This is a genomic window from Polynucleobacter campilacus (genome assembly GCF_002206625.1).
In the GTDB taxonomy this organism is placed as follows: Bacteria; Pseudomonadota; Gammaproteobacteria; order Burkholderiales; family Burkholderiaceae; genus Polynucleobacter; species Polynucleobacter campilacus.
Genome location: NZ_NGUP01000003.1, coordinates 705,245 through 727,572 on the forward strand (window position 1 = coordinate 705,245; position 22,328 = coordinate 727,572).

The 22,328-nt window shown below is 42.4% G+C and carries 22 protein-coding genes, 1 tRNA gene and 1 pseudogene; 18 read left to right on the forward strand and 6 right to left on the reverse strand.

Annotated elements, in window-relative coordinates; genetic code table 11:
- Positions 1-35: 35 nt before the first annotated feature.
- Both CBI31_RS10635 and CBI31_RS07115 read left to right on the forward strand, forming a co-directional pair.
- Positions 36-206, forward strand: a pseudogene (locus CBI31_RS10635) (hypothetical protein); the annotation flags it as partial.
- Between the two features lie 24 nt (positions 207-230).
- Positions 231-2,606 carry a tetratricopeptide repeat protein gene (locus tag CBI31_RS07115; protein ID WP_240553784.1) on the forward strand — a complete coding sequence of 792 codons (2,376 nt, stop codon included), beginning with the start codon at positions 231-233 and terminating at the stop codon, positions 2,604-2,606.
- A gap of 11 nt (positions 2,607-2,617) precedes the next feature.
- Here the strand turns inward: CBI31_RS07115 and CBI31_RS07120 are convergent, their stop codons facing one another.
- Positions 2,618-4,897, reverse strand: coding sequence for a tetratricopeptide repeat protein (locus tag CBI31_RS07120; RefSeq protein ID WP_088525674.1), 2,280 nt, complete (start codon positions 4,895-4,897; stop codon positions 2,618-2,620).
- 324 nt (positions 4,898-5,221) lie between these two features.
- Between CBI31_RS07120 and CBI31_RS07125 the strand changes: the two genes are divergently transcribed.
- Genes CBI31_RS07125 through CBI31_RS07140 form a run of 4 tightly spaced genes read left to right on the forward strand, consistent with a single transcriptional unit; the run spans position 5,222 to position 8,416 of the window.
- Positions 5,222-6,151, forward strand: a complete 930-nt coding sequence (locus CBI31_RS07125) for an amino acid ABC transporter substrate-binding protein (RefSeq protein ID WP_088525675.1) — start codon at positions 5,222-5,224, stop codon at positions 6,149-6,151.
- A gap of 22 nt (positions 6,152-6,173) precedes the next feature.
- Complete coding sequence (locus CBI31_RS07130) at positions 6,174-6,965, forward strand: amino acid ABC transporter permease (protein ID WP_088525676.1); 792 nt, start codon at positions 6,174-6,176, stop codon at positions 6,963-6,965.
- 11 nt (positions 6,966-6,976) lie between these two features.
- Positions 6,977-7,645 carry an amino acid ABC transporter permease gene (locus tag CBI31_RS07135; RefSeq protein WP_088525677.1) on the forward strand — a complete coding sequence of 223 codons (669 nt, stop codon included), beginning with the start codon at positions 6,977-6,979 and terminating at the stop codon, positions 7,643-7,645.
- A 36-nt stretch (positions 7,646-7,681) separates the two neighbouring features.
- On the forward strand, positions 7,682-8,416 hold the full coding sequence (locus tag CBI31_RS07140) for an amino acid ABC transporter ATP-binding protein (protein ID WP_088525678.1): 735 nt from the start codon (positions 7,682-7,684) through the stop codon (positions 8,414-8,416).
- 13 nt (positions 8,417-8,429) lie between these two features.
- On the opposite strand, the gene CBI31_RS07145 is transcribed toward CBI31_RS07140, so the two are convergent.
- Both CBI31_RS07145 and mscL read right to left on the reverse strand, forming a co-directional pair.
- On the reverse strand, positions 8,430-9,608 hold the full coding sequence (locus tag CBI31_RS07145) for a Do family serine endopeptidase (RefSeq protein ID WP_088525679.1): 1,179 nt from the start codon (positions 9,606-9,608) through the stop codon (positions 8,430-8,432).
- Positions 9,609-9,629: 21 nt separating this feature from the next.
- Positions 9,630-10,052 carry a large conductance mechanosensitive channel protein MscL gene (gene mscL, locus CBI31_RS07150; protein WP_088525680.1) on the reverse strand — a complete coding sequence of 141 codons (423 nt, stop codon included), beginning with the start codon at positions 10,050-10,052 and terminating at the stop codon, positions 9,630-9,632.
- Between the two features lie 137 nt (positions 10,053-10,189).
- Between mscL and petA the strand changes: the two genes are divergently transcribed.
- The 11 genes from petA to CBI31_RS07205 all read left to right on the forward strand — a co-directional run bounded on the left by petA (position 10,190) and on the right by CBI31_RS07205 (position 18,235).
- Complete coding sequence (petA, locus tag CBI31_RS07155; RefSeq protein WP_088525681.1) at positions 10,190-10,792, forward strand: ubiquinol-cytochrome c reductase iron-sulfur subunit; 603 nt, start codon at positions 10,190-10,192, stop codon at positions 10,790-10,792.
- Positions 10,793-10,802: 10 nt separating this feature from the next.
- Positions 10,803-12,203, forward strand: coding sequence for a cytochrome b (locus CBI31_RS07160; protein ID WP_088525682.1), 1,401 nt, complete (start codon positions 10,803-10,805; stop codon positions 12,201-12,203).
- A 41-nt stretch (positions 12,204-12,244) separates the two neighbouring features.
- Positions 12,245-13,018 carry a cytochrome c1 gene (locus CBI31_RS07165; protein ID WP_088525683.1) on the forward strand — a complete coding sequence of 258 codons (774 nt, stop codon included), beginning with the start codon at positions 12,245-12,247 and terminating at the stop codon, positions 13,016-13,018.
- A gap of 99 nt (positions 13,019-13,117) precedes the next feature.
- Positions 13,118-13,729 (forward strand): glutathione S-transferase N-terminal domain-containing protein, encoded by a 612-nt coding sequence (locus tag CBI31_RS07170; RefSeq protein ID WP_028819209.1) that lies wholly within the window; start codon positions 13,118-13,120, stop codon positions 13,727-13,729.
- Positions 13,730-13,757: 28 nt separating this feature from the next.
- Complete coding sequence (locus CBI31_RS07175; RefSeq protein WP_088525684.1) at positions 13,758-14,165, forward strand: ClpXP protease specificity-enhancing factor; 408 nt, start codon at positions 13,758-13,760, stop codon at positions 14,163-14,165.
- Between the two features lie 103 nt (positions 14,166-14,268).
- Positions 14,269-14,841 (forward strand): FkbM family methyltransferase, encoded by a 573-nt coding sequence (locus CBI31_RS07180; RefSeq protein WP_206075474.1) that lies wholly within the window; start codon positions 14,269-14,271, stop codon positions 14,839-14,841.
- A gap of 41 nt (positions 14,842-14,882) precedes the next feature.
- Positions 14,883-14,958, forward strand: a tRNA-Thr gene (locus CBI31_RS07185).
- 60 nt (positions 14,959-15,018) lie between these two features.
- A complete protein-coding gene (locus tag CBI31_RS07190) occupies positions 15,019-15,975 on the forward strand; it encodes an O-fucosyltransferase family protein (RefSeq protein ID WP_133062489.1) in 957 nt (318 codons plus the stop codon).
- 50 nt (positions 15,976-16,025) lie between these two features.
- A complete protein-coding gene (locus CBI31_RS07195) occupies positions 16,026-16,643 on the forward strand; it encodes a class I SAM-dependent methyltransferase (protein WP_112218913.1) in 618 nt (205 codons plus the stop codon).
- Positions 16,644-16,655: 12 nt separating this feature from the next.
- Positions 16,656-17,333, forward strand: coding sequence for a hypothetical protein (locus CBI31_RS07200; RefSeq protein ID WP_088525686.1), 678 nt, complete (start codon positions 16,656-16,658; stop codon positions 17,331-17,333).
- Positions 17,334-17,338: 5 nt separating this feature from the next.
- Positions 17,339-18,235 (forward strand): glycosyltransferase family 47 protein, encoded by an 897-nt coding sequence (locus CBI31_RS07205; RefSeq protein WP_133062490.1) that lies wholly within the window; start codon positions 17,339-17,341, stop codon positions 18,233-18,235.
- A gap of 10 nt (positions 18,236-18,245) precedes the next feature.
- On the opposite strand, the gene CBI31_RS07210 is transcribed toward CBI31_RS07205, so the two are convergent.
- Together CBI31_RS07210 and CBI31_RS07215 are read right to left on the reverse strand one after the other, a co-directional pair.
- Positions 18,246-18,830 carry a 2OG-Fe(II) oxygenase gene (locus CBI31_RS07210; protein ID WP_088525688.1) on the reverse strand — a complete coding sequence of 195 codons (585 nt, stop codon included), beginning with the start codon at positions 18,828-18,830 and terminating at the stop codon, positions 18,246-18,248.
- A 17-nt stretch (positions 18,831-18,847) separates the two neighbouring features.
- A complete protein-coding gene (locus tag CBI31_RS07215; RefSeq protein ID WP_088525689.1) occupies positions 18,848-20,194 on the reverse strand; it encodes an MFS transporter in 1,347 nt (448 codons plus the stop codon).
- 174 nt (positions 20,195-20,368) lie between these two features.
- On the opposite strand from CBI31_RS07215, the gene CBI31_RS07220 reads away from it, so the two are divergent.
- On the forward strand, positions 20,369-20,953 hold the full coding sequence (locus CBI31_RS07220; RefSeq protein ID WP_161491193.1) for a phasin family protein: 585 nt from the start codon (positions 20,369-20,371) through the stop codon (positions 20,951-20,953).
- Between the two features lie 82 nt (positions 20,954-21,035).
- Here CBI31_RS07220 and CBI31_RS07225 read toward each other — a convergent pair whose 3' ends face one another.
- Positions 21,036-22,172 carry a DNA recombination protein RmuC gene (locus tag CBI31_RS07225; protein ID WP_240553786.1) on the reverse strand — a complete coding sequence of 379 codons (1,137 nt, stop codon included), beginning with the start codon at positions 22,170-22,172 and terminating at the stop codon, positions 21,036-21,038.
- Positions 22,173-22,328: the final 156 nt, after the last annotated feature.

Genomic DNA, 22,328 nt, shown 5'->3' on the forward strand with positions numbered 1-22,328 from the left:
TGGGCAAACTCCAAAAAAGACCATTAAATTAGCGCATGCAAAGATTAGATTCATCAGCTGAAGCGAAGCTCTTATCTGAGGCTGCGGCATATTACGGTCAAAATGACCTAAAAAATGCGAAGAGCTTGCTGCAGACACTCCTAGATTCAAACCCCACTCATTATCGTGCCAATGAATTGATGGCCTACGTTGAACTGTCATCAGGGAATCTAGAGGCTGGTGAGGTTTGCTTGGCTAAGGCTTGCCTTGATGTGAATTCCTCTTCCGAGGCTAATTATTATTTAGGCTCCTTATATTTAGAAAGAGCTGCTTACTCGGATGCCGTGAAGTTTCTTAAGAAAGCCGTCTTGAAGGACGGGCAGTCTTTTGAGGCTCGACATGATCTTGGTGCTGCTCTTGCCCTTCTTGGTAAGACTAGCGAGGCCCTGGATGCCCTTCTAAGTGCCGCCCAATTAAATTCTCATTCAAGCGAGCTTCACTTTAATCTTGGAAGACTCTACGAAGAACTATGTAAATCAACTGAGGCTATTGAGCATTATGACAAGGCGTTGGCTATTAATGATCAATACTTGGAGGCGTATCTAAATAAGGGCATACTTTTTGAAGAGTTAAGAGATTTTGAATCAGCAAAAGCTTGCTATATGCAGGCTATAAAGATTAATCCTTTGCATCGAGATGTATGGCTAAATTATTCCAAACTCTTAACAGAACAAAATCAGAATATTGTTGCGCTTGAGGCCATCGACAAGGCCATTGCTATAGATAGACAATACGCAAACGCACATAGTAATAAAGCATTTATTCTAAATAAGCTAGAGCGCCCACATGATGCATTATCAGCCGCAGAAGAGGCTCTTAGATTAAATCCCTTATTTGCAGAGGCCTGGGTTAATAGAGGAATCTCTTTGCGGGTACTTAAGAGCTCCGATGAAGCAATTGCTTCTTACCAAAAAGCATTGAGCATTAAGCCTGATTACGCAGAAGCCTGGTCAAACCAGGGTGCGGTACTTGCTGAGCTAAAACGTTTCGATGAAGCAATTGCTTCTTACCAAAAAGCATTGAGCATTAAGCCTGATTACGCAGAAGCCTGGTCAAACCAGGGTGCGGTACTTGCTGAGCTAAAACGTTTCGATGAAGCAATTGCTTCTTACCAAAAATCATTGAGCATTAAGCCTGATTACGCAGAAGCCTGGTCAAACCAGGGTGCGGTACTTGCTGAGCTAAAACGTTTCGATGAAGCAATTGCTTCTTACCAAAAAGCATTGAGCATTAAGCCTGATTATGATTTTTTAGAGGGGATGTTGGCGCATCTCAATATCTTGGCATGTGATTGGAAATGCTATCAGGAAAGAGTCAACAGTTTATTGAAAAAAGTAAAAAATGGAAAAAAAGTTGTCTCACCATTTACATTGTTAGCAATTTCGGATGACGAATCTGCCCATTTAGAAGCTGCAAAAATTTGGGCTAATAAAAAAATTCAGTTACTTAGCTATCTTCCATCGAAGCAGAAGACAACTCAGAGAAAAAAAATTCGTATTGGATATTTTTCTGCGGATTTTCGTAATCACCCAGTCGCGCATTTGGCCGCCGGTCTCTTCGAAGCTCATGATAAAGAACGTTTTGAAACCTATGCTTTTTCCTTTGGGCCCAGTGGCGAAGATGCAATGAGACTAAGGTTAAAAAATGCCTTTGATGATTTTATCGATGTACGTGGTAAGACTGATCAGGAAATAGTGGATTTAGCACGTGATTTAGAAATTGATATTGCACTTGATTTAACTGGCCATACCGAGCATAACCGTATAGAAGTTTTTGCTAAACGTGTTGCGCCAATTCAAATTAATTATTTAGGGTATCCGGGAACTATGGGGGCATCTTGCTACGATTACATCATTGCAGATTCGACTCTCATTCCCGATTCGCAACAGAAGTACTATTCTGAAAAAGTGATTTACATGGCAAATACCTATCAGCCAAATGATAGGGCTCGTCCAATATCAAGCCGTGAATTTTCAAGGGCTGAGTTGGGCCTGCCTGAGGCTGGATTCGTATTTGGTTGCTTTAATAACAATTTCAAAATTACACCAAGTATTTTTGCTATTTGGATGCAATTACTGACCAAGATTAATGGGAGTGTTCTATGGTTATTTGAGGACAACCCATTGGCCGTAGAGAATTTGAGAAAGCATGCATCTGAACATGGAATTTCACCAGATAGACTGGTCTTTGCTCAAAGAATGGAGCTTTCAGAGCATTTAGCGCGACTTAGATTCATGAATTTGTTCTTGGATACTCTTCCATACAATGCACATACAACAGCTAGTGATGCTCTTTGGTGTGGGGTACCAGTGCTTACTTGCCTTGGTAAATCATTTGCTGGCAGAGTGGCGGCAAGTCTACTTGATTCAATAGGTGTGCCAGAGTTGATCACTCATTCTCTAGAGGAATATGAATCAAGGGCGCTAGAGTTGGCAGCGGACAAGAAATTGCTTGATAGCATCAAAGACAAACTTATCCTTAGTAGATTGAAATGCCCTCTTTTTGATACTAAGGCATATACATTAGAGCTTGAGAGTGTCTACGAGTCCTTGCAGCAGTTGACCTAATATGGGGGCCTTTAATCTGATGTGTTCAGTTTTGCTTTGACAAAATTTAAGTAGAGCTCTTCTAGATCGCAAACATATTTACTGGAGTTAAATAATGGGGCCGTGTGATGATTTGCAGCGAGCTTTTTACGAAGGCTTGCTAGGCTTTCTGGATTTTTAGCAAACTCAATTGCCGTTTTAGAGTATTCAGTTAGCGAATGAGTGATGAGCTCTGGTAAGTCAGCAGCAGTCAGTTGGCTGGCTGCCACCCTACCAGAAAATGAGTCACCCAATAAGGTGATTACTGGAACACCTGAAGTGAGGGCATCAGCAGAAGTAGCATGAGCATTGTAGTGAGGCGTATCTAAGAAAAGATCCATTAGCCTTAGGCGGCTGAGGTGATCTTTATTACTGGGTGTGCGGGTTGCAAAAATTAAACGGTCGGAATCTATACCAGAGCGCTTTGCTTCTTTTCTTAAGTTTTCAATGGTTTTTGCTGGCATTTGAGATAACCACAAAACACTATTTGGGACCTCTTTTAATATGTCCATCCATGTATTGAAGATTTGAGGTGAAATTTTATAGGCATTATTAAAGCAACCAAAGACTATGCCTTGCTCGGGGAGATGTTGACTTTCCCTGCTTGGAACATTCCCTAGATTATGGGGTACCAATTGAGAATTTACAGGAAAAAATGAGTTGGGAAGATAGGCTATCTTTTCGGTAAATTCAATTTGATTGCTAGACGGTATTGCAACTTGATCTGCAAGTAAATAGTCGAAAAAATCCGTGCCCGTTGTACCGGCATACCCCAAGAAAGTTAATTGGATTGGTGCCAATCGTTTAGAGAATAACGATATTCTGGCACCAGAGGTATGTCCGCTTAAATCAATCGCAATATCTAATTTTTGATCATTGATCAGGGCGATTGCTTGTGCATCAGATAGGCTGGCTAAGTTAATTGATCGATCAAAAGACTCCAGCAGGGAATTTTCAATTAGATCCCCAGTTTCATTATTGAGAAAGAAGCCGATAATTTCGAATTGGGATCGGTTATGAAGTGCAACAATATTATTCATCAGCATGCCGACTGGATGCTCTTTAAAGTCGCAGGAAAAATAGCCAACCCGTATTTTTTCTTTTTGTCCTATTTGTGAGGTTGGCAAACCATTGGAGTGACGGACTTTCACCCATTTTTTTACAAATTGCACAGCACATTTTTTTTGAATACCAAGAGCAGCTGGTGTAGAAAGAAGATCAAACGGCATAATTGAATTTTTAGCGCTAGAAAGGCTCTGCGTAATTTTTTCATAGAGGGAATCATAATTATCCCAGTCACAAAGATGCATTAGTACGCTTAAGTAATTACCTAGTAAATAGTCAACTTCATCCCCCAATGCGATCGCTTCCTCAAGTACCTGCTTAGCTCTCTCAAAGTCTTTGTTAGATTTCAGGCTGACGCCTAGGTTTGATAGTGTTGTCGCAGACTTTGGGTTTATTTCTAGAGACTTGTAATAGGCCTCAATTGACCCTTGAATATTGAGAGAGACTTGGAGCCCATTACCTATATATAGCCATGCTTCCGCTGATTGTGGGTTAATTTCCAATGCCCGATGAAATGAATTTAAGGCCCCTTCAATTTCGTTTAAAGATAAAAGTATTTTTCCTTTATTGATCCATCCATCAATTAGAGTTGGCGATAAGGCTAGCCCGCTATCAAATGCTTTAAGAGATTCTGAAAAATGATTGATGGAGCCTAATGCTGAGCCTAAATTGCACCATGCTTGCGCTTGACGTGAGTCAATACTTAAAGCGTTTTGTGCCGCAGTAATAGCTTCTTCATGCCTCAATAATTCGTTCAGAACGCCGCTTAAATTTGTCCAAAGGTCAGGAGAATTGGGGTGTAATTTCAGGCCACTCTCAAAGACAAGCAACGCCTCTTCTTGTCTATGGAGCTTGATAAGCGAGACCCCATGATTGAGCCACGTATTTGAATTTTCAGGCATGAGACGAGCTGCATGCTTGTGATGAGGTAACGCATAATAATCTTTGTTGTTATCTGATAGGGCTTTGGCTAGGTTCAGATGAATAAACCCATTAACAGGGTTAAGATCGACTGCTTTTTTGAGGAGTCGGACCCCCTCTTCATGCTGCCCTTTTAAATTTTTGATCACACCTAAGATTTGAAGGGCATCTGGATTTTTGGGTTGCAGTTTTAAGGCGGTAGAGATTAAACGTTCCGCATCATCAAGGTTCCCAATTTGAAATTGATTAACCCCTTGATCAATTAGGTTAAATATGTTTGATGTCATTAATCTCTTCGCAGATTTCTAGGGCGCTAGGGTTGGAGCCTATTCTGGAAAAATACTTGACCTATACAGGCTAATTAGTGATAACCCTAACAAGTTATATTTATATCTAATATTTGACTCTTAATAAGGCCTTACTAAAACTAATCATAGTGTTTTCGCACATAGCCGACTCATTATTGCCCTTATTTACAGCATTAATAGTGGCTGAAAGACATGATATCTGTTAAAAAGTAAGGATTCCAAGATTTATTATCAATTACAAAATATGCCAGTTATCAGGGCATGAAAACTTTGTTACAAGCAATCATTAAGGAGAATTAAAAAATGAAAAAAGTACTCGCCCAAGGCGTTTTTCCAAAAGCCGTTCTGTCTTTATTTGCCACCGCCTTTTTGGCTACCCCTACTGCGTTTGCCGCAAGCGCAACCCTAGACAAGATTAAATCTACTGGTGCGGTAACTATGGGCGTTCGTGAGTCATCCATTCCAATGTCCTACACCACTGGCGATAGCCGTTTTGATGGCTACCACGTTGAAATTTGCCGCATGATTCTCGGCGACATCAAAGATAAATTGGGTATGAGCACAATCCGCATTAACTATCAGCCTGTGACATCCCAAAACCGCGTACCTTTAGTACAAAACGGTACCGTTGATATTGAGTGCGGCACAACAACCAATAATAGTACTCGTGCTAAGGATGTTGGCTTTGCCAATACCTTGTATGTTGAAGAAGTGCGTATTGCAGTTAAAGCTAACTCTGGCATTAATTCAATTTCTCAATTAGTTGGCAAAAAAGTTGCCACTACTACTGGTACAACTTCTGTTCAATTACTGCGCAAACATGAAAAAGCCAATGGCGTGAACTTTGACGAAGTATTTGGTAAAGATCATGCTGATAGCTTCCTGTTGTTAGAGTCTGGCCGTGCTGACGCCTTTGTGATGGACGGTTCTATTTTGGCTGGCAATATTGCCAATTCTAAGAATCCAAAAGATTACAAAATTGTTGGTGAGGTGCTTGCAACTGAGCCAATTGCCATCATGGTCCCCAAGAATGATCCTGAGTTCAAGGCTGCTGTGAATGCTGCTATTGCGAAGATTGTTGCAAATGGAAAAATGCCTGGACTTTGGAATAAGTGGTTCTTGTCACCAATTCCACCAAAAAATGCTGTCGTTGGTCTTGAATTATCTCCAGCCACCAAAAATGCTTGGGCAAACCTCAATGACAAGCCGGCCGAAGACTACAACAAGAAATAATTTAATTAATTAAGCATCTAATATGGCATTAGATTTCGGTGTTTTTTGTAAAAGCACCATTGATGGAGAAGCAGTTGAACACTGCTTCTCCTCTATTTTTTGGCTTGGGCAAAATGCAGATGCCAGTTACCTAGACTGGCTGATGAAAGCCTGGGGCTGGACCTTGGCCGTTGCAGGTTTGGGTCTGACGATTGCTTTGATTGTTGGCTTAGTGATGGGTACTCTCAGGACTTTGCCTGACAGCGGAATCGTGAGTAGATTGCTAGTTCGACTATCAACGGCTTGGGTGGAGTTATTTAGAAATATTCCTGTTTTAGTCCAGGTATTTCTTTGGTACCACGTTATCCCTGCTTTTGTTTTACCCTTAAAGGCGCTTCCGTCTTATTGGCTAGTGAGCATTGCATTGGGTTTTTTTACCTCTGCTCGCATAGCCGAGCAAGTGCGTGCAGGCATTCAGTCTTTACCTAGTGGGCAAAGAGCTGCTGCAACTGCGCTTGGATTAACTACGCCACAGGCTTATCGTTTTGTCCTATTGCCTATGGCATTACGTATTGTGATTCCCCCTCTCACCTCTGAGAGTATGAATGCTGTCAAAAACTCTTCAGTTGCTTTTGCTGTCTCGGTACCGGAGCTTACCTTATTTGCTATGCAAGCGCAGGAAGAAACCTCTCGTGGGGTAGAAATTTACTTGGCAGTGACTTTGCTTTATGCCTTATCAGCTTTTGCCGTCAATCGTGTGATGACTTTCATAGAAAAAAGAAGTCGTATCCCTGGTTTTATTGCCGCATCGAATGATGCAAGTCTGGCTCATTAAATAGTAATGATATGTTGAGCTTAGATTTAAGTTTTTATAACTGGGACCTCTTCACGAACTACATTCTGAAGGGACTTTTATTCAGCGTCCAGCTCACTGTCATCGCGACAGTTGGGGGAATTGTGGTTGGCACTTTCTTGGCCTTGATGAGGCTATCAGGCAAACCTATTTTAGTTATTCCTGCTACGTTTTATATCAACACGATGCGATCTATTCCATTGGTGATGGTAATCCTCTGGTTCTTCTTGTTAATCCCAATGCTCATTGGCAAACCTATCGGAGCAGATTTATCCGCCACGATTACCTTTATTGCATTTGAGGCTGCCTTCTTTGCGGAGATTGTGAGAGCCGGAATTCAGTCAGTACCCAGGGGTCAGGCTTATGCAGGCGAGGCACTAGGAATGACCTATGGACAGAATATGCGTTTAGTGGTTTTACCCCAAGCATTTCGGAATATGATTCCTGTCTTTATGACGCAGACCATTATTCTGTTCCAAGACACTTCATTGGTCTATGCAATTGGCGCATACGACTTATTGAAAGGCTTTGAGATTGCTGGCAAGAACTATGGCCGCCCAATTGAGACTTATATATTGGCAGCAGCAACGTATTTTGTGATTTGTTTTTCACTGTCTAAGGCAGTGCGCGCCATTCAGGCAAAAGTTGCCATCATTCGCTAAATATTTTATTCATTGTTATAGATTACATAGACCATCATGATTGAACTTCAAAACGTTTCGAAATGGTATGGCTCCTTTCAGGTCTTGACTGATTGCACTACTTCAATTAACAAGGGTCAGGTGGTGGTGATTTGTGGCCCTTCAGGATCTGGTAAGTCAACTTTGATTAAAACCATCAATGCTCTTGAGCCATTTCAAAAAGGTGAGATTACTGTTGATGGCATTAATTTGCATGACCCCAAAACAAATCTTCCCAAGTTGCGGGCGAGGGTTGGAATGGTGTTTCAGAACTTCGAGCTATTCCCCCATTTAAGTATCACTGAGAATCTCACGCTGGCTCAAATTAAAGTCTTGGGTCGATCAAGCGATGAAGCTAAAACTCATGGCCTCAAGTATCTAGAGCGTGTTGGACTCATTGCTCAAAAAGATAAATTTCCTGGTCAGCTTTCGGGTGGTCAGCAGCAGCGTGTTGCGATTGCCCGTGCTTTAAGTATGGATCCCATCCTGATGTTGTTTGATGAGCCTACCTCAGCACTCGATCCAGAGATGGTGGGCGAAGTGTTAGATGTCATGGTTAAGCTTGCTAACGAAGGTATGACAATGTGCTGCGTTACCCACGAGATGGGCTTTGCTCGCAAGGTTGGCAACCGAGTGATTTTTATGGATCAAGGCCGCATTATTGAGGACTGTAGCAAAGACGAATTTTTTGGCAATCCAGAAGCTCGCTCGCCAAGGGCCAAAGACTTCCTGTCAAAGATATTGGCTAACTAGTAGGCAAGTCTCATTAATTAAGCGTTTTGGGTTTTGGGCGCTTTCCAGTTTGGACTGTAAGAACCGCCTCTTTCCCCTTGCGCAAAATAGTTAAAGTAGCCTCGTTTCCAGGGCTAATTTGGGCAATTTGATTCAGAAGCTGCTTTACATCTTTAGTTTTTTCGCCATTTACAGCCGTTAGTACATCCCCAGGCTTTACTCCGCCGCGAGCTGCAGGACCACCCTCTAGAACTCCGGATAAAAGCACTCCTCCGGTATTGCCAGGAAGTCCTAAAGATTCAGAGAGCTCCTTGGATAGGTTTTGGGGTTCAACGCCAATCCAGCCCCGAGTGACGCTGCCATTCTTCAGGATAGATTCCATTACTTGTTTAGCAAGGTTAATAGGAATTGCAAATCCTATTCCCATTGATCCACCATTATTAGAAAAAATCGCAGTGTTGATACCAATGAGATTGCCACGGGTGTCGATGAGTGCGCCACCGGAATTGCCAGGATTAATCGCAGCATCTGTCTGAATAAAATTTTCAAATGTATTGATACCAACGTGATCGCGACCCATAGCAGAGACAATTCCAGAGGTCACGGTTTGACCAACGCCAAATGGATTGCCGATAGCAAGTACGACATCACCAACGTGGACAGAATCTATTTTTCCAAGCGTAATGGGATTCGGTAATTGTTTAGCCTCAATTTTCAAAACAGCGATATCTGTGTCTGGATCACTACCAATGATTTTTGCCTTTACTTTTCTGCCATCTGAAAGCGCCACATCAATCTCATCCGCATCATTAATGACATGATGGTTTGTGAGGATGATTCCTTCTGGGCTTACTAGAACCCCAGAGCCCAAGCTGGAGCTGGGCTCTTCGTCTGGTGGCTGATCGCCGAAGAAGAATTTAAATAAGGGGTCGGCAGGGTTTTGTTTATTACCTTTGCGTGTTTTTGTTTTTGCAGAGGTCTTGCTGGTAAAAATATTGACAACAGCTGGCATCGATCTTTTGACTGCATCGTGGTATGAGCCGGGACTCAGAGCGCTACCATCGTATGCCCCTTCTTTTAGGGTGACGCTCTCAACAATTGAGCTGACAACTTCTCCTGATATCCAACTTGGTTTGAGAGTTACAACAATGAACCATGCAGCAAAAAGAATGGTTACAGCTTGCGCAAACAGTAACCATAGGCGATTGAACATGTTGTAATTTTCTTTGTGCAATTATTTTTTGAGACTGTCGCGAATTTCGCGCAGCAACATTACATCTTCTGGAGTTGGCGGTGCCGGAGGTGTATCCATTAAGCGAATCTTATTAACGACCTTGACCATTTGAAAAATCACAAAGGCTAGCAAAATGAAATTAATTGAAATGGTGATGAAATTTCCATAGGCAAAAATAGGGACTCCAGCCTTTTTGAGTGCATCAAAAGTTCTGGGAACACCCTCTGGAATCCGACCAAGAATGACGAAGAGGTTTGTAAAGTCAATATGCCCTCCCAAAAGGGTAGAAATCACCGGCATAACGATGTCGTTTACAAGAGAATCGACGATTTTCCCGAAAGCCCCGCCAATAATGACGCCTACAGCCAAATCAATCACATTGCCCCTTACGGCAAATTCACGAAATTCCTTCAAAACACTCATAATTACCCTCCTTTTTGCTTGTATTTGGATTAGCCCGAGATTAACCCCATAACTTTCTTCCTCACCCTACTTTTTACTTTAAAATACGAAGTTTAAGTAATTTCCACCCAAAAATACCCTTTCTAGGAATTTTGTAAATGAGTGATAAGCCCAGTATGGACAAGGATCGTCGTAATTGGCTGATAGCCACATCGGCGGTTGGCGGCGTAGGCGCAGCTGCAGCCCTTTACCCTTTTGTTGACAGTTTTGAGCCTTCCGAGCGCGCTAAGGCCGCGGGAGCAGCTGTTGAAATCGATATTGCTGACATGAAGCCAGACGAAATGCGCATGGTTGAGTGGCGCGGTAAGCCTGTATGGGTTGTACGCCGTACTCCTGAGCAAGTTGCCGAGCTTTCTAAGATTGATTCAGAGCTCGCAGACCCAAATTCTTTGAGGGATCCAGCCCAATTTACCCCTCCTTATGCTCAAAACCAATGGCGTTCAATTAAGCCTGAATACATGGTTGTAGTTGGTATTTGTACCCATTTAGGGTGCTCTCCAACCCCGAAGTTTGAGGCAGGTGCTCAGCCTTCGTTGCCAAATACATGGCAGGGCGGTTTTCTTTGCCCATGCCACGGATCTACCTTCGATATGGCGGGTCGCGTTTTCAAAAATAAACCAGCTCCAGACAATATGGAAGTGCCGCCACATATGTATTTAAGCGACACCAAGATTCTGGTCGGCGAAGATAAGAAGGCTTAAGGAGATATAAATGGCATTTCACGAAAAAGAAGTCCCAGCAGACGCCTCCGCCGCCGTAAAGCTTATGGCATGGGTTGATTCACGTCTTCCGGTCACAGAAGCCTTCAAGCGTCACATGAGCGAGTATTACGCTCCTAAAAACTTGAATTTTTTCTATATTTTTGGCGCCTTAGCAATTGTTGTATTGGCGATTCAGATCATTACCGGTATTTTCTTGACCATGAACTACAAGCCAGATGCTGCTAAGGCATTTGAGTCTGTTGAATACATCATGCGAGAGGTTCCGTTTGGTTGGTTGATTCGCTATATGCATTCGACTGGCGCCTCGATGTTCTTTGTAGTGGTTTACATGCATATGTTCCGCGGCTTGATTTACGGTTCTTATCGCAAGCCACGTGAACTCATTTGGATCTTTGGTTGCGCAATTTTCTTAGCCTTAATGGGTGAAGCTTTCTTTGGATACTTGCTCCCATGGGGCCAGATGTCCTATTGGGGCGCTCAGGTGATCGTGAATTTGTTCTCTGCGATTCCATTGATTGGCCCAGACCTATCGCTTTGGTTACGCGGTGATTATGTTGTTGGTGACGCTACCCTCAACCGCTTCTTTGCGTTTCACGTGATTGCTATTCCATTGGTACTCATTGGTTTGGTAGCAGCGCATATCCTTGCATTACATGAAGTGGGCTCAAACAATCCAGACGGCGTAGAAATCAAAAATACGCTTGATGCTAATGGTCATCCTGTAGATGGCATTCCATTCCATCCTTTTTACAGCGTTCATGACGTGATGTATCTGGGCGGTTTCTTGATCATTTTTGCATCGATTGTTTTCTTTGCACCAGAGATGAATGGTTACTTTTTAGAGGCAAACAACTTCATCCCAGCAAACCCATTTGTAACGCCAACGCATATTGCACCGGTTTGGTATTTCACGCCGTTCTACTCTATGTTGCGCGCGACTACTACGAACTTCCTATTGCCTTTATGGATTTTCTTAGCAGTGATTCTCGGGATGTTTGCTCTTCAGTCTAAAGATATTAAGGTGAAGGGCGCTTGCGCAGTCATTGCTATAGTTTTAGCTGCTGGCTTCTATGCACTTGACGCTAAGTTCTGGGGTGTTGTGATCATGGGCGCTTCCGTAGTGATTCTGTTTTTCTTGCCTTGGCTTGATCACTCTCCTGTGAAGTCTATTCGCTATCGTCCACAATTCCATAAATATATTTATGGCATCTTTGTAGTGACCTTTGTAATTTTGGGTTACTTGGGCATCGAGCCGCCATCACCTGTGTATGAAAAGATTTCTCAGATTTGCACTATTTATTATCTGGGCTTTTTCTTGGCAATGCCGTTTTGGAGCAAGCTTGGCACATTCAAGCCAGTTCCAGACCGCGTTACTTTTGAGTCCCATTAATTCACGCCTGAGATAACAGCTAAGAGAAATTAGGAAATAGTATGAAACAAATTCTGCACACTTTAATGGGCGTCTGCCAAGCGGCTAGCCTAGTTATTGCCCTTGGTTTTGGCCTAAGCGCAAATGCAAGCGAAGGCGGCTTTCCTTTAGAGAAGGCCCCGGACCGTGTCAGCAGCAATGCTTCTTTGCAAAATGGCGCTAAGATTTTTGTGAACTATTGCTTGAACTGTCATGCAGCAGCAAGCATGCGATACAACCGTTTGCGCGATATTGGCTTGACTGATCAGCAAATTAAAGACAACTTGATTTTGACCGATGCTAAGGTTGGTGATTTGATGACTATTGCCATGACGCCAAAAGATGCCAAGGTATGGTTTGGTAAAGTCCCGCCTGATTTATCTGTTGAGGCTAGAGCCCGTGGTACAGATTGGCTCTATACGTATTTCCGTACCTTTTATAAAGACGATACAACTCAAACTGGTTGGAATAACTTGGTATATCCAAACGTAGGTATGCCACACGTACTCTGGCAGTTACAGGGTGAGCGTGTTGCTAAGTTTGAGGAGCGTAAAGATCCGCATGACGCAAGCAGAATGGAGAAAGTATTTGTAGGCTTTGAGCAGCTCACTCCAGGCACGATGAAGCCACAAGAGTATGACGATAATATCGCCGACTTAGTAGCCTTCATGTCATGGATGGCTGAGCCAGTGCAGCTAGAGCGCAAACGCATCGGTGTAGTGGTGCTTTTGTTTTTAGCAATCTTTACCCTCTTGGCATGGCGCTTGAATAAAGCATATTGGAAAGATATTCACTAATTGAATTTGATGGGGCCTGAAGTTAGGCTCCATAAGTAACGAGATTTAACGCTGTTGTGCGTTTGTTGTATTGAAGTAGAAATTTAAGGAAATCAATTTATGATGGTGTTGTACTCGGGTACTAATTGCCCATTCTCGCAACGCTGCCGCTTGGTGCTTTTTGAAAAAGGCATGGATTTTGAAATCCGTGATGTTGACTTGTTCAACAAGCCAGAAGACATCTCGGTAATGAATCCATATGGCCAAGTTCCAATCTTGGTTGAGCGCGACCTCATTTTGTATGAATCAAACATCATCAATGAATATATTGATGAGCGTTTTCCTCATCCGCAATTGATGCCGCCCGATCCAGTAGCACGAGCACGTGCACGTCTCTTCCTGTTTAATTTCGAGAAAGAGCTGTTTGTTCACGTTGCTGCTTTGGAAAATGAAAAAGGTAAAGCCGCTGAAAAGACTCATGAGAAAGCGCGTTTGGCGATTCGTGATCGTTTAACTCAGCTGGCACCAATTTTCGTAAAGAATAAGTACATGCTTGGCGATGAATTTTCAATGTTGGATGTAGCGATTGCGCCTTTATTGTGGCGTCTTGAGCACTATGGTATTGACCTTTCTCGTAATGCTGCAGCTCTCTTGAAATACGCTGAGCGTATCTTCAGCAGGCCTGCCTATATTGAAGCTTTGACTCCTTCAGAAAAGGTAATGCGCCGCTAAGCTTTACTAGCGGTTCATTTCAGTCAGAATGCCTGACGTACCAAGCAATAAACCCTATCTAATCCGTGCTCTACATCAGTGGTGCACGGATTTTGGTTTTACGCCGTTTATCGCAGTCTTCGTGGACACTAGCGTAGAAGTGCCTATGGAGTTTGTGAAGAATGACGAGATCGTTTTAAACCTCTCCTTAGAGGCCTGCCATCAGTTGCAGATTGAGAATGATTGGATTAGCTTTCAGGCAAGGTTTGGGGGTATCCCAAGAAAGATTATGGTTCCAGTGACTCATGTCTTGGCCATTTACGCCAGGGAGAATGGGCAGGGGATGTCTTTTCCATTCGATCCAAAGCAAGCCCGGCAGTTGCCTGGCGCAGACTCCTCAGACGGAACCCCCGAGAAGCCTAAAACTAGCAGACCCGCCTTGAAGATTGTGAAATAAATGAGGACTAGGTAATGGGCTTATATGTTCAGGATGTGAAGCAGTATTTTGGCCACAATAATTTAGATGAAAAGCTAGAAAAATATCTAAATTATGACAATGGATACTTTGTGGAGTTGGGGCCAATAATGGAATACATCAATCTAATACCCTATTTTTTGAAAAGTATAGGGGATGGAGGGGGGTTTTAATAGAGCCTACCTTGCACAATTATCTAATGTGCCGTCAAAATCGCTCCCCCAAAAATAAGTTTTTTTGTAACGCCTGCACATCCTTTACCTACGATCAAAAATTTGTTGAAATTATTTATTCAAATTTGATGTCGGTGCCAGTTGGATTGGAGACCGATATTAGGGATCCACTTGGCCACGCAAATGAAGGTAAGAAGTTTTTGCAAGAATTTGAGGAGAATGTTAGCTTTGGGGCTGTTGCAAAAACGTTAAATCAAATTTTGCTAGATGCTGAGGCTCCAAAGTTAATAGATTTTTTATCACTTGATGTCGAGGGGGCAGAAATTGAGGTTCTCAAAGGCATTAATCATGAGAAATTTAAGTTTAAATATATGTGCATTGAGAATAGGAGTTTCGACAGGCTAAATGAATATATGGTTAGCCATGGGTATTATCATATTGATACCTTATCGCACTGGGATTACCTTTTTGGTCTAAAAGAGTAGTTTGACCTTAAGTATAAAAAATAGGCTAAAATAATATCCGTGCCCCTTTAGCTCATCTGGTAGAGCAACTGATTTGTAATCAGTAGGTGGTCTGTTCGAGTCGGACAAGGGGCACCAATTTCAGTGCAGTCAGGCACTAATAGCAAGCCATATAATCTCTAGTAAAACCAGGCTTAAATGATGGCTTCAAATAAATCTCCGGATTATTATCTTCACGCCCTCCTTAATGCTAATGAGTTAAAAACCTCTCAGACTTTATTTCATAGGGTTGAGCATGCTGGTTTTGGCGCCATCACCTCAAGATTAATGACGGGGCTAAATATTTCCTTGGCACTAGATGCCAACTACTCCTTCATGATAGATTCACCTTATGCAGTAGAGACAGTGTTTGATATTGGGGTTAAACAACCAATTGAGTTGGCTAAAAATCAAGAGATCATTGAGTGGGACTTCATGAGGGATACTTGGAATGCTCCCCCTGAAATTAAGGGGGATCACCAATATCCGCAATGCCCTCTTATCGAGGGGGCTGACCTTTCGCGACACCAGTGGTGCGCAGTTTTAGCAAAAGCTATTTGCGGCACGCCAAGCAAAGAAGTGAAGAAGGTTATTGACGAGTTAAAGAATCGCATCAATTGGAACTCATATGACATGCATATAGGCTTGCATGTTCGAAGGGGTGACAAAAACTCAGAATGCCCCTATGTCCCGACGGAGTGCTATCTTGCGCAAATTAAAAGCCTAACTGATAAGCATCCTCAGAAAAAAATATTAATTTTCGTTTCAAGTGATGATCCAAATGCTCTTCAGGATTTAGTATTAAGGGCTCCTGAGTTTGATTTTTCTTGGGATGAAAGCGAAGCTCGTTACAACAATTTTAATGCTGGCATGGTAGCCTCAAATAATGAGTTAGCATTTCAGGAGAGTATTACTGCGGCGAAAAATATTCTGATGATTGGTGCATGTAATTATGTTATCGGTATGTATCATGCTCAATTTAGCTGGATTGGGGGATTGTTATCAGTCTTCAATAATGAATTGGATACATCTAGGCACATCATGCTTAATCCATACAGTGGGGCAAGGGATCATTACGCAACTCATTATGGATTTCCTTTATCTACCTTACTATAGATTAACTATGGAATTATTTAATATTAGAAGCCTTTTTCAAGGGGTTAGAGATGCTAGAAGCTGACAAAAAGTTAATTGAAGATAATAAACAAACCTGTTCCTGGTTTGGTTCATATGGCATTGTTCCTCACCTTGCGGAAATGGTTGACGCAAAAACCATCCTAGAAATTGGCGTTGCTTATGGTTATCACGCTGATTTTATGTGTACCGTTTTACCTGGAATTAACTATGTTGGGGTGGATCCATATGAAGCTGGCTACGACCCAAATGATATTTTTTGCCAAGATGTTCAAAGGTTATTTGGTGAGATGGTGCCACAAAATGCAATGAATCGATTATTTAATGTGGTTTCATCTAATTTATTGAAATTTGAGGGCCGTGCAAAATTAATACGCGAAAAATCTTGGGCTGCTGCTGACCAATTTAAAGATGGCTCATTCGGGCTTGTTTACATTGATGGTGATCATACCTATGAAGGCATTAAAAAAGATCTTAATGCTTGGTATCCCAAAGTAAGTAAGGGTGGAGTAATTTGTGGCGATGATATCGGTTGGGTAGGCGTAAAACAGGCGGTCGATGAGTTTTTTGTTGGCATGAACCGCGACTACCAAATCATCTCAAAGGATGGCTTTGAAAATATGCCAGCTTTTTATTTTATTGTTGACTAATTTAGGTTAAAAATGTCTAGAGGAATTATTTCAATCTACTGGGGTGATGAAACAAAGCTACCCATTGACCGACTCAAAAATTCAGTAAAAAAGCATCATCCAGATTTACCTCATGAAATTATTAAGGTAGATGCACCTAGCGGAGATCCAAGTAGCTTAAATAAAAAAGCTGCCATGATGGATCTATCGCCTTTCGACGAAACCCTGTTCTTAGATCTGGATACAGTTGTTATGGGTGATCTCAGTTTTGGGTTTGAAAAAGCCAAACAGTTTGGCTTAGCCCTATCCATATGTGAGGCCCCATGGGGTCGTCGTTACCCAAATCTATTTAAGGGTGATGAAATTGAGTACAACACAGGCGTTATCTTCTTTACCAAGAAGTCAGCTGTTGTTTTTGAAGAGTGGAAAAAATTAGCTAATTCGGTAGATTCCTCTATTCTTGGAGTTGGAGAGCGGGGGGTTTATACAATGCCTGCAAACGATCAGGGCTCATTTGCATTGGCCATTGAAAATACGGGTTTCAATCCTTTTATCCTGCCCTTAAATTGGAACTTTAGACCTATTTGGCATCGCAGTTTCTTTGGCCCAATCAAGGTGTGGCATGACTATTCAGATCCACCACCGTTCTTTGATGAGATGACTGCTTACTATCAAAGCAAAGATTCCATCATTCAATACCATAGCGGCTAATGAGTATGACTTCATTACAAATAGTTGCTACACCTGATACCTTAAACGCCGCTCTCGAGACGTGGTTTATTCAGAATGACCTATTAGGGGGCGCACCTTACAACCCAGGCTTTGATCCGGAAAAAATCAGAAACTCTACAGTAGTCTATTTGGAGCTTGGTGAAATTAATTCTGGATTAATTCAGGCGCTCAAAACTGCTGGCAATAAAGTGGTTCTGTTTCATATGGGTGATGAGCGAGCAGACAAAAATAGTGCACTGTATTCGGCCTGTGATTTAGTGATCAGAAATTATTACTTTTCCCACATCGTATCTACAGTTGCTGGCTCGCCAAAAGTACTTTGGGCCCCTAATGGTTTTAGAACCGGAGTGGGACCACGCTCTGCTACTGCCCTGAAGCAGGCAGATCAACGACAAGCAATAGCAGCATTCTTGGGCTGGATTAATAATGCAGCCTCTTATCAGGGTGAGCGTGCGAGCTTCGCAAAAGCTGCCGCTTTGTGTGGTGAGAATTTATTTGTTATGCCCTCGAATGGTTTTGCTGATGGTTATAACGTAGGTCTATATTCCGCAATTTTGGAGGACAGTATTTTTGCGCCATGCCCTGCCGGTAATTCGCCTGAAACGATTCGTCTTTACGATGCATTAGAGGTTGGAGCGATCCCTATTTCTTTAAAACATGACTTCCTGGTTTCAGAAGATGCCCTAGCTGCAATCGGCCCCGTACCTTTTCCAATAATTGATTCTTGGGAGCAATTACCCTTTTATCTTGTGCAAATGAAAAGCACACTGAGCACCAATCCTGCTGAGATCATAAAACTGCAAGCTAATTGTATTGATTGGTGGACTCGCTATAAACAAGCAATTGCCGGCCGTATATCGGATAGCATTAAGCAATTGTGATATTTACTATTTAGAAGCCCTGCAAGAAATTAAAGTTGATGACACATCTTGCTGGGGTTGCCCGAGGCGGCTTGTTGGCGTGGAGCTGGCTCTCAGGAAAGTAAACCAACGTTCCTTTTTTAGGGGTAAATGAATAAATGACGGGGTATTGCTCATCTACTTTTTCATTGGTCATAAAAAGCGTATCTCCATCAGAGTCATTGACGTAATAAATTGCAACAATCCCCTTATCAGTTGTATCGAAATGAGGGGGATAGTAATTTTTCTCTGAAAACTCGACTACAGGAAAATTAACATTTAGCTTACAGCTGGACATTTTTGGTGGGATGCCAATTTTATTGACGATGGCTAGCGCCAGAGATTCAATAAGACCCCATTCATTTGATGCTAACTTTCCTTCAGTCACAAAACAGTGATTGAGCCTGACAGATTCTTTAGTATTTTTGTCCCAAAAGCCTGTTTGATCATCTACATAGACTGATTTTGTATTGAGATAAAGCGGAAACTGGTTACTGAGTAATTTTTTCTCAAGCTCATCCTGTACCTCTTTCGAGACGACATCTTCAATGACATGAATATTTTCTGGAGCTTTCATGATGAGAATATTAGCATCTATTGATTGAGATTTTTATGGGCTGTTTCAGGCAATAAGTAGATAGCAAGAATGGCGGCAATACTGAGAAAAATGACTGGATACCATAATCCCGCAAGACTATTTCCTAGTTGCTGATTTAGCCAGGTAACTATTAGCGGGAGTAGCCCTCCAATCCACCCTGCTGCAAGATTGTGCGGTAAGGTTGCCGCACTATTTCTATTTCTTGCTGGGAATAGCTCTGCGAGTAAAGCTGTTTGTGGTCCGACCACCAAAGCCAATATCAAAGAGAGGCTGACTAGAACACCCTCAATGAATAGTAGCGTAATGAGGCTGTTATTTGCTAGATAGGAATTTCCCAGACTCTGTAATTGATCAAAAGCACTATGCATTAACAGGGCGCCTAATATTAGCCCGCCAGTGACTACCGGTTTTCGACCAATCTTGTCAGATAACCACCCTGCAAAAACAGTTAAGGGCAAAAGAGCAATCGTCGAGTAAATGCATAGTTGATCGACGATTTCTGGGGAGAGATTGACGGTGGTTTTTAAAAAAATGGCTGTATATACTTGCACACAGAAAAATAAGATAGCTCCACTGGATGAGACGCAGAAAAATAACAAAAACATTCTTTTACGAATTTCTGCGCTCTTAAAGTTATTAATGAGCTGTGACTCTACTTTTTGGTTTTGTTTTGATAGCTCAATGAATGCTGGTGTTTCTTTTAAAGATTTACGGATAACAAATGCGAGTATCAACAGTGGAAGTGAGATCCAAAATGGCACTCTCCAACCCCACGAGATAAATTCCTCTGGGCTTAGGTAACTTCTAAGCAATGCAATCTGAAGGGTAGAAAACAGAATTCCTAGTGGGCCCATCAGTTGTAAAAAGCTGGTTTTAAAGCCTCTGTATCCATCACCAGCATGCTCAGCTAGGAATACGGCGCTTCCCCCAATCTCTCCCCCCGCTGATAAGCCTTGGAGTAGACGTAAGGTAACTAGGAGAATGGGCGCCCAAATACCTATTTCGGCATAGGTAGGTAAGAAGCCAACGCAGACAGTGGCTAGCCCCATAATGGCAATCGTGATCATAAAGACGGGCTTACGGCCAATATGGTCCCCCATAGAGCCAAATATGGCTGAACCGATAGGGCGCACTACCATCCCCACCCCAAAAGTCGCCAGGCTAGCCAATAAGCTTGTGCCTGGATCGCTGGAGGGGAAGAATAGGGGGCCGAAAACAACTGCCAAAGTGGCAAAAGTTAAAAAGTCATACCACTCTAAAAAGGTCCCAAAGCAGGCAGCAAAAGCCACTTTTCGATAGGAATGAGCCTCTTTATTTTTTTCTAAGTTACTGATTTTATTCAATTTAGTTTGTTTTTAAATATATATGTTGCAGAGCAGCAAAAAGTTCTTGATTTGTCATATTTATTCAGTTACAGTTTTATGGTGCAGTGCAATATTTAGGGCGTTTGAAACCTTTCAATCTCTCAATCCCGCACTTAATGAATTAGTTGTACCACTTAAATTATGGAGAAATACATGAACCAAGATCAAATCACCGCTCAATTGTCCCAAATTAACAGCAAAAGCCTTCAGGTTACATTTTCTTTGAGCGAAGCTGCCTTAGAAAATGCTCAGAAATTAGCTGAGTTAAATTACGCTGCTTCAAAAGATGCTTTGGTAAATGCTCAAGATGGCATTCAGCAAGTTTTAACAGCTAAAGACCCAAAACAAGTTACTGAGCTTTTGAGTGCTGACGCATTGCAAGCTGCTGGTAGCCAAGCTGCAGCGTACCAAAAGAAAGTAAGCAAAGTATTGCGTGATGGCAATTTAGAGTTTGCTAACGTAGTTGATGCAAGCATTGACCAGTTACAAGATGGCTTTCAGGATTGGATCAATACTGTTACTGCTAATGCACCAGCTGGCTCAGAGGCGTTTATCTCATCTTTAAAGACTACATACGGTAGTGCATTACAAGGGTTTGAGCAGTTCCGCTCTGCTAGCAAAGAAGCTTTTGTGACCGCAGAAAAAACTGCCGATCAAGCGATCGAAGCTATTCGAGGTCAAATTGCTCAAGTTAAAAAATCTGCTGCACCTGCATCACGTACGCGTAAGTCTGCTTAATTAGTAGATCTAATTTCAGAAACGCGTTTTAAATAAGACCCCGCTTGGTGTGAACTAGGCGGGGTTTTTTATTGATGCTAATTTATTCAGCATCTGTGGAAGATTCGATCAATGGCGTAGATAAATTTTTGCTAGGCTTGATTCCAAGCTCACGAACTTTTTCGGCAGAGCGAATGAGATTGCCTTTGCCAGATTTCAATTTATTAAAAGCATCGTGATAACTGGTTTGCGCTTGATCTAAACGTTGCCCTAGTTTTTCTAGGTCCTCTACAAATCCTACAAACTTGTCATAGAGATTGCCACACTGTTTGGCGATCTCAAGGGCATTGCGATTTTGCTGATCCTGTCTCCAAAGATGAGCAACAGTTCTTAGGGTGGCCATCAATGTACTTGGGCAAACTAACACGATATTTTTAGCCAACGCTTCTTGATATAGATTAGGCGCGGTCTTCAGCGCCAATAAGAATGCTGGCTCAATTGGCACAAACATCAAAACAAAATCAACAGAGCCAACGCCATATAAGGAGCTGTAGTTCTTTCCAGATAAGCCTTGTATATGATGGCGAAGCGATTGGATATGGGCTGCCAGCTCTTGTTCTGCTTTGGCTGGATCGGTTGTTTGGGCATGTCTTGCATAAGCAGTAATCGATACTTTGCTATCTACTACTAGGCTTCTGCCTTCGGGCAGCTTGATCACAACGTCGGGTTGTAGACGCGAACCATCCGATTGGGTATGACTATCTTGGACCAAATACTCTTCGCCCTTACGCAGCCCAGAAGATTCTAGAATGGACTCTAAAACCAATTCCCCCCAATTACCCTGAACTTTGGAATCACCTTTGAGAGCCTGAGTCAAAGATCGGGTTTCATCAGACATCCGAAGATTAAGATTGGCCAAGCGCTCGATCTCACTTTTGAGGGCAAAGCGTTCACGTGCTTCATTGCCATAAGAAGTGCTGACTTGTTCTTTAAACTCGGTGAGTTTAGTTTGCAGCGGCTTAAGCAGTGCATCTAAGCTAGCAGCATTTTGCTCAGTAAAGCGCTTCGATTTATCTTCCAAAATCTCATTCGCTAAATTCTTAAACTGATTTGTTAAAGCCTCTTTAGCTTCATTGAGAGACTCGATTCTTCCAAGACCTTGTTTGCGCTCAGAATCTAACGCTGCCTCAAGACGTATGGCGCTCTGAAGTGCCTGATCTCGCTCAGTGCGAAGATTCATTACAAGCGCTACCTCGGTTTGGGATTGTTGCTCAGTCCGTGATAATGCAGAGCGTAAATTCAGTGCGTAAACTAAAAGGCCTGCACACGAGATCAATGGCAGGCCAAATAGGAGAAGCGAGCTTAGATCAAAAGTCACAGCACTAACACTAATGAA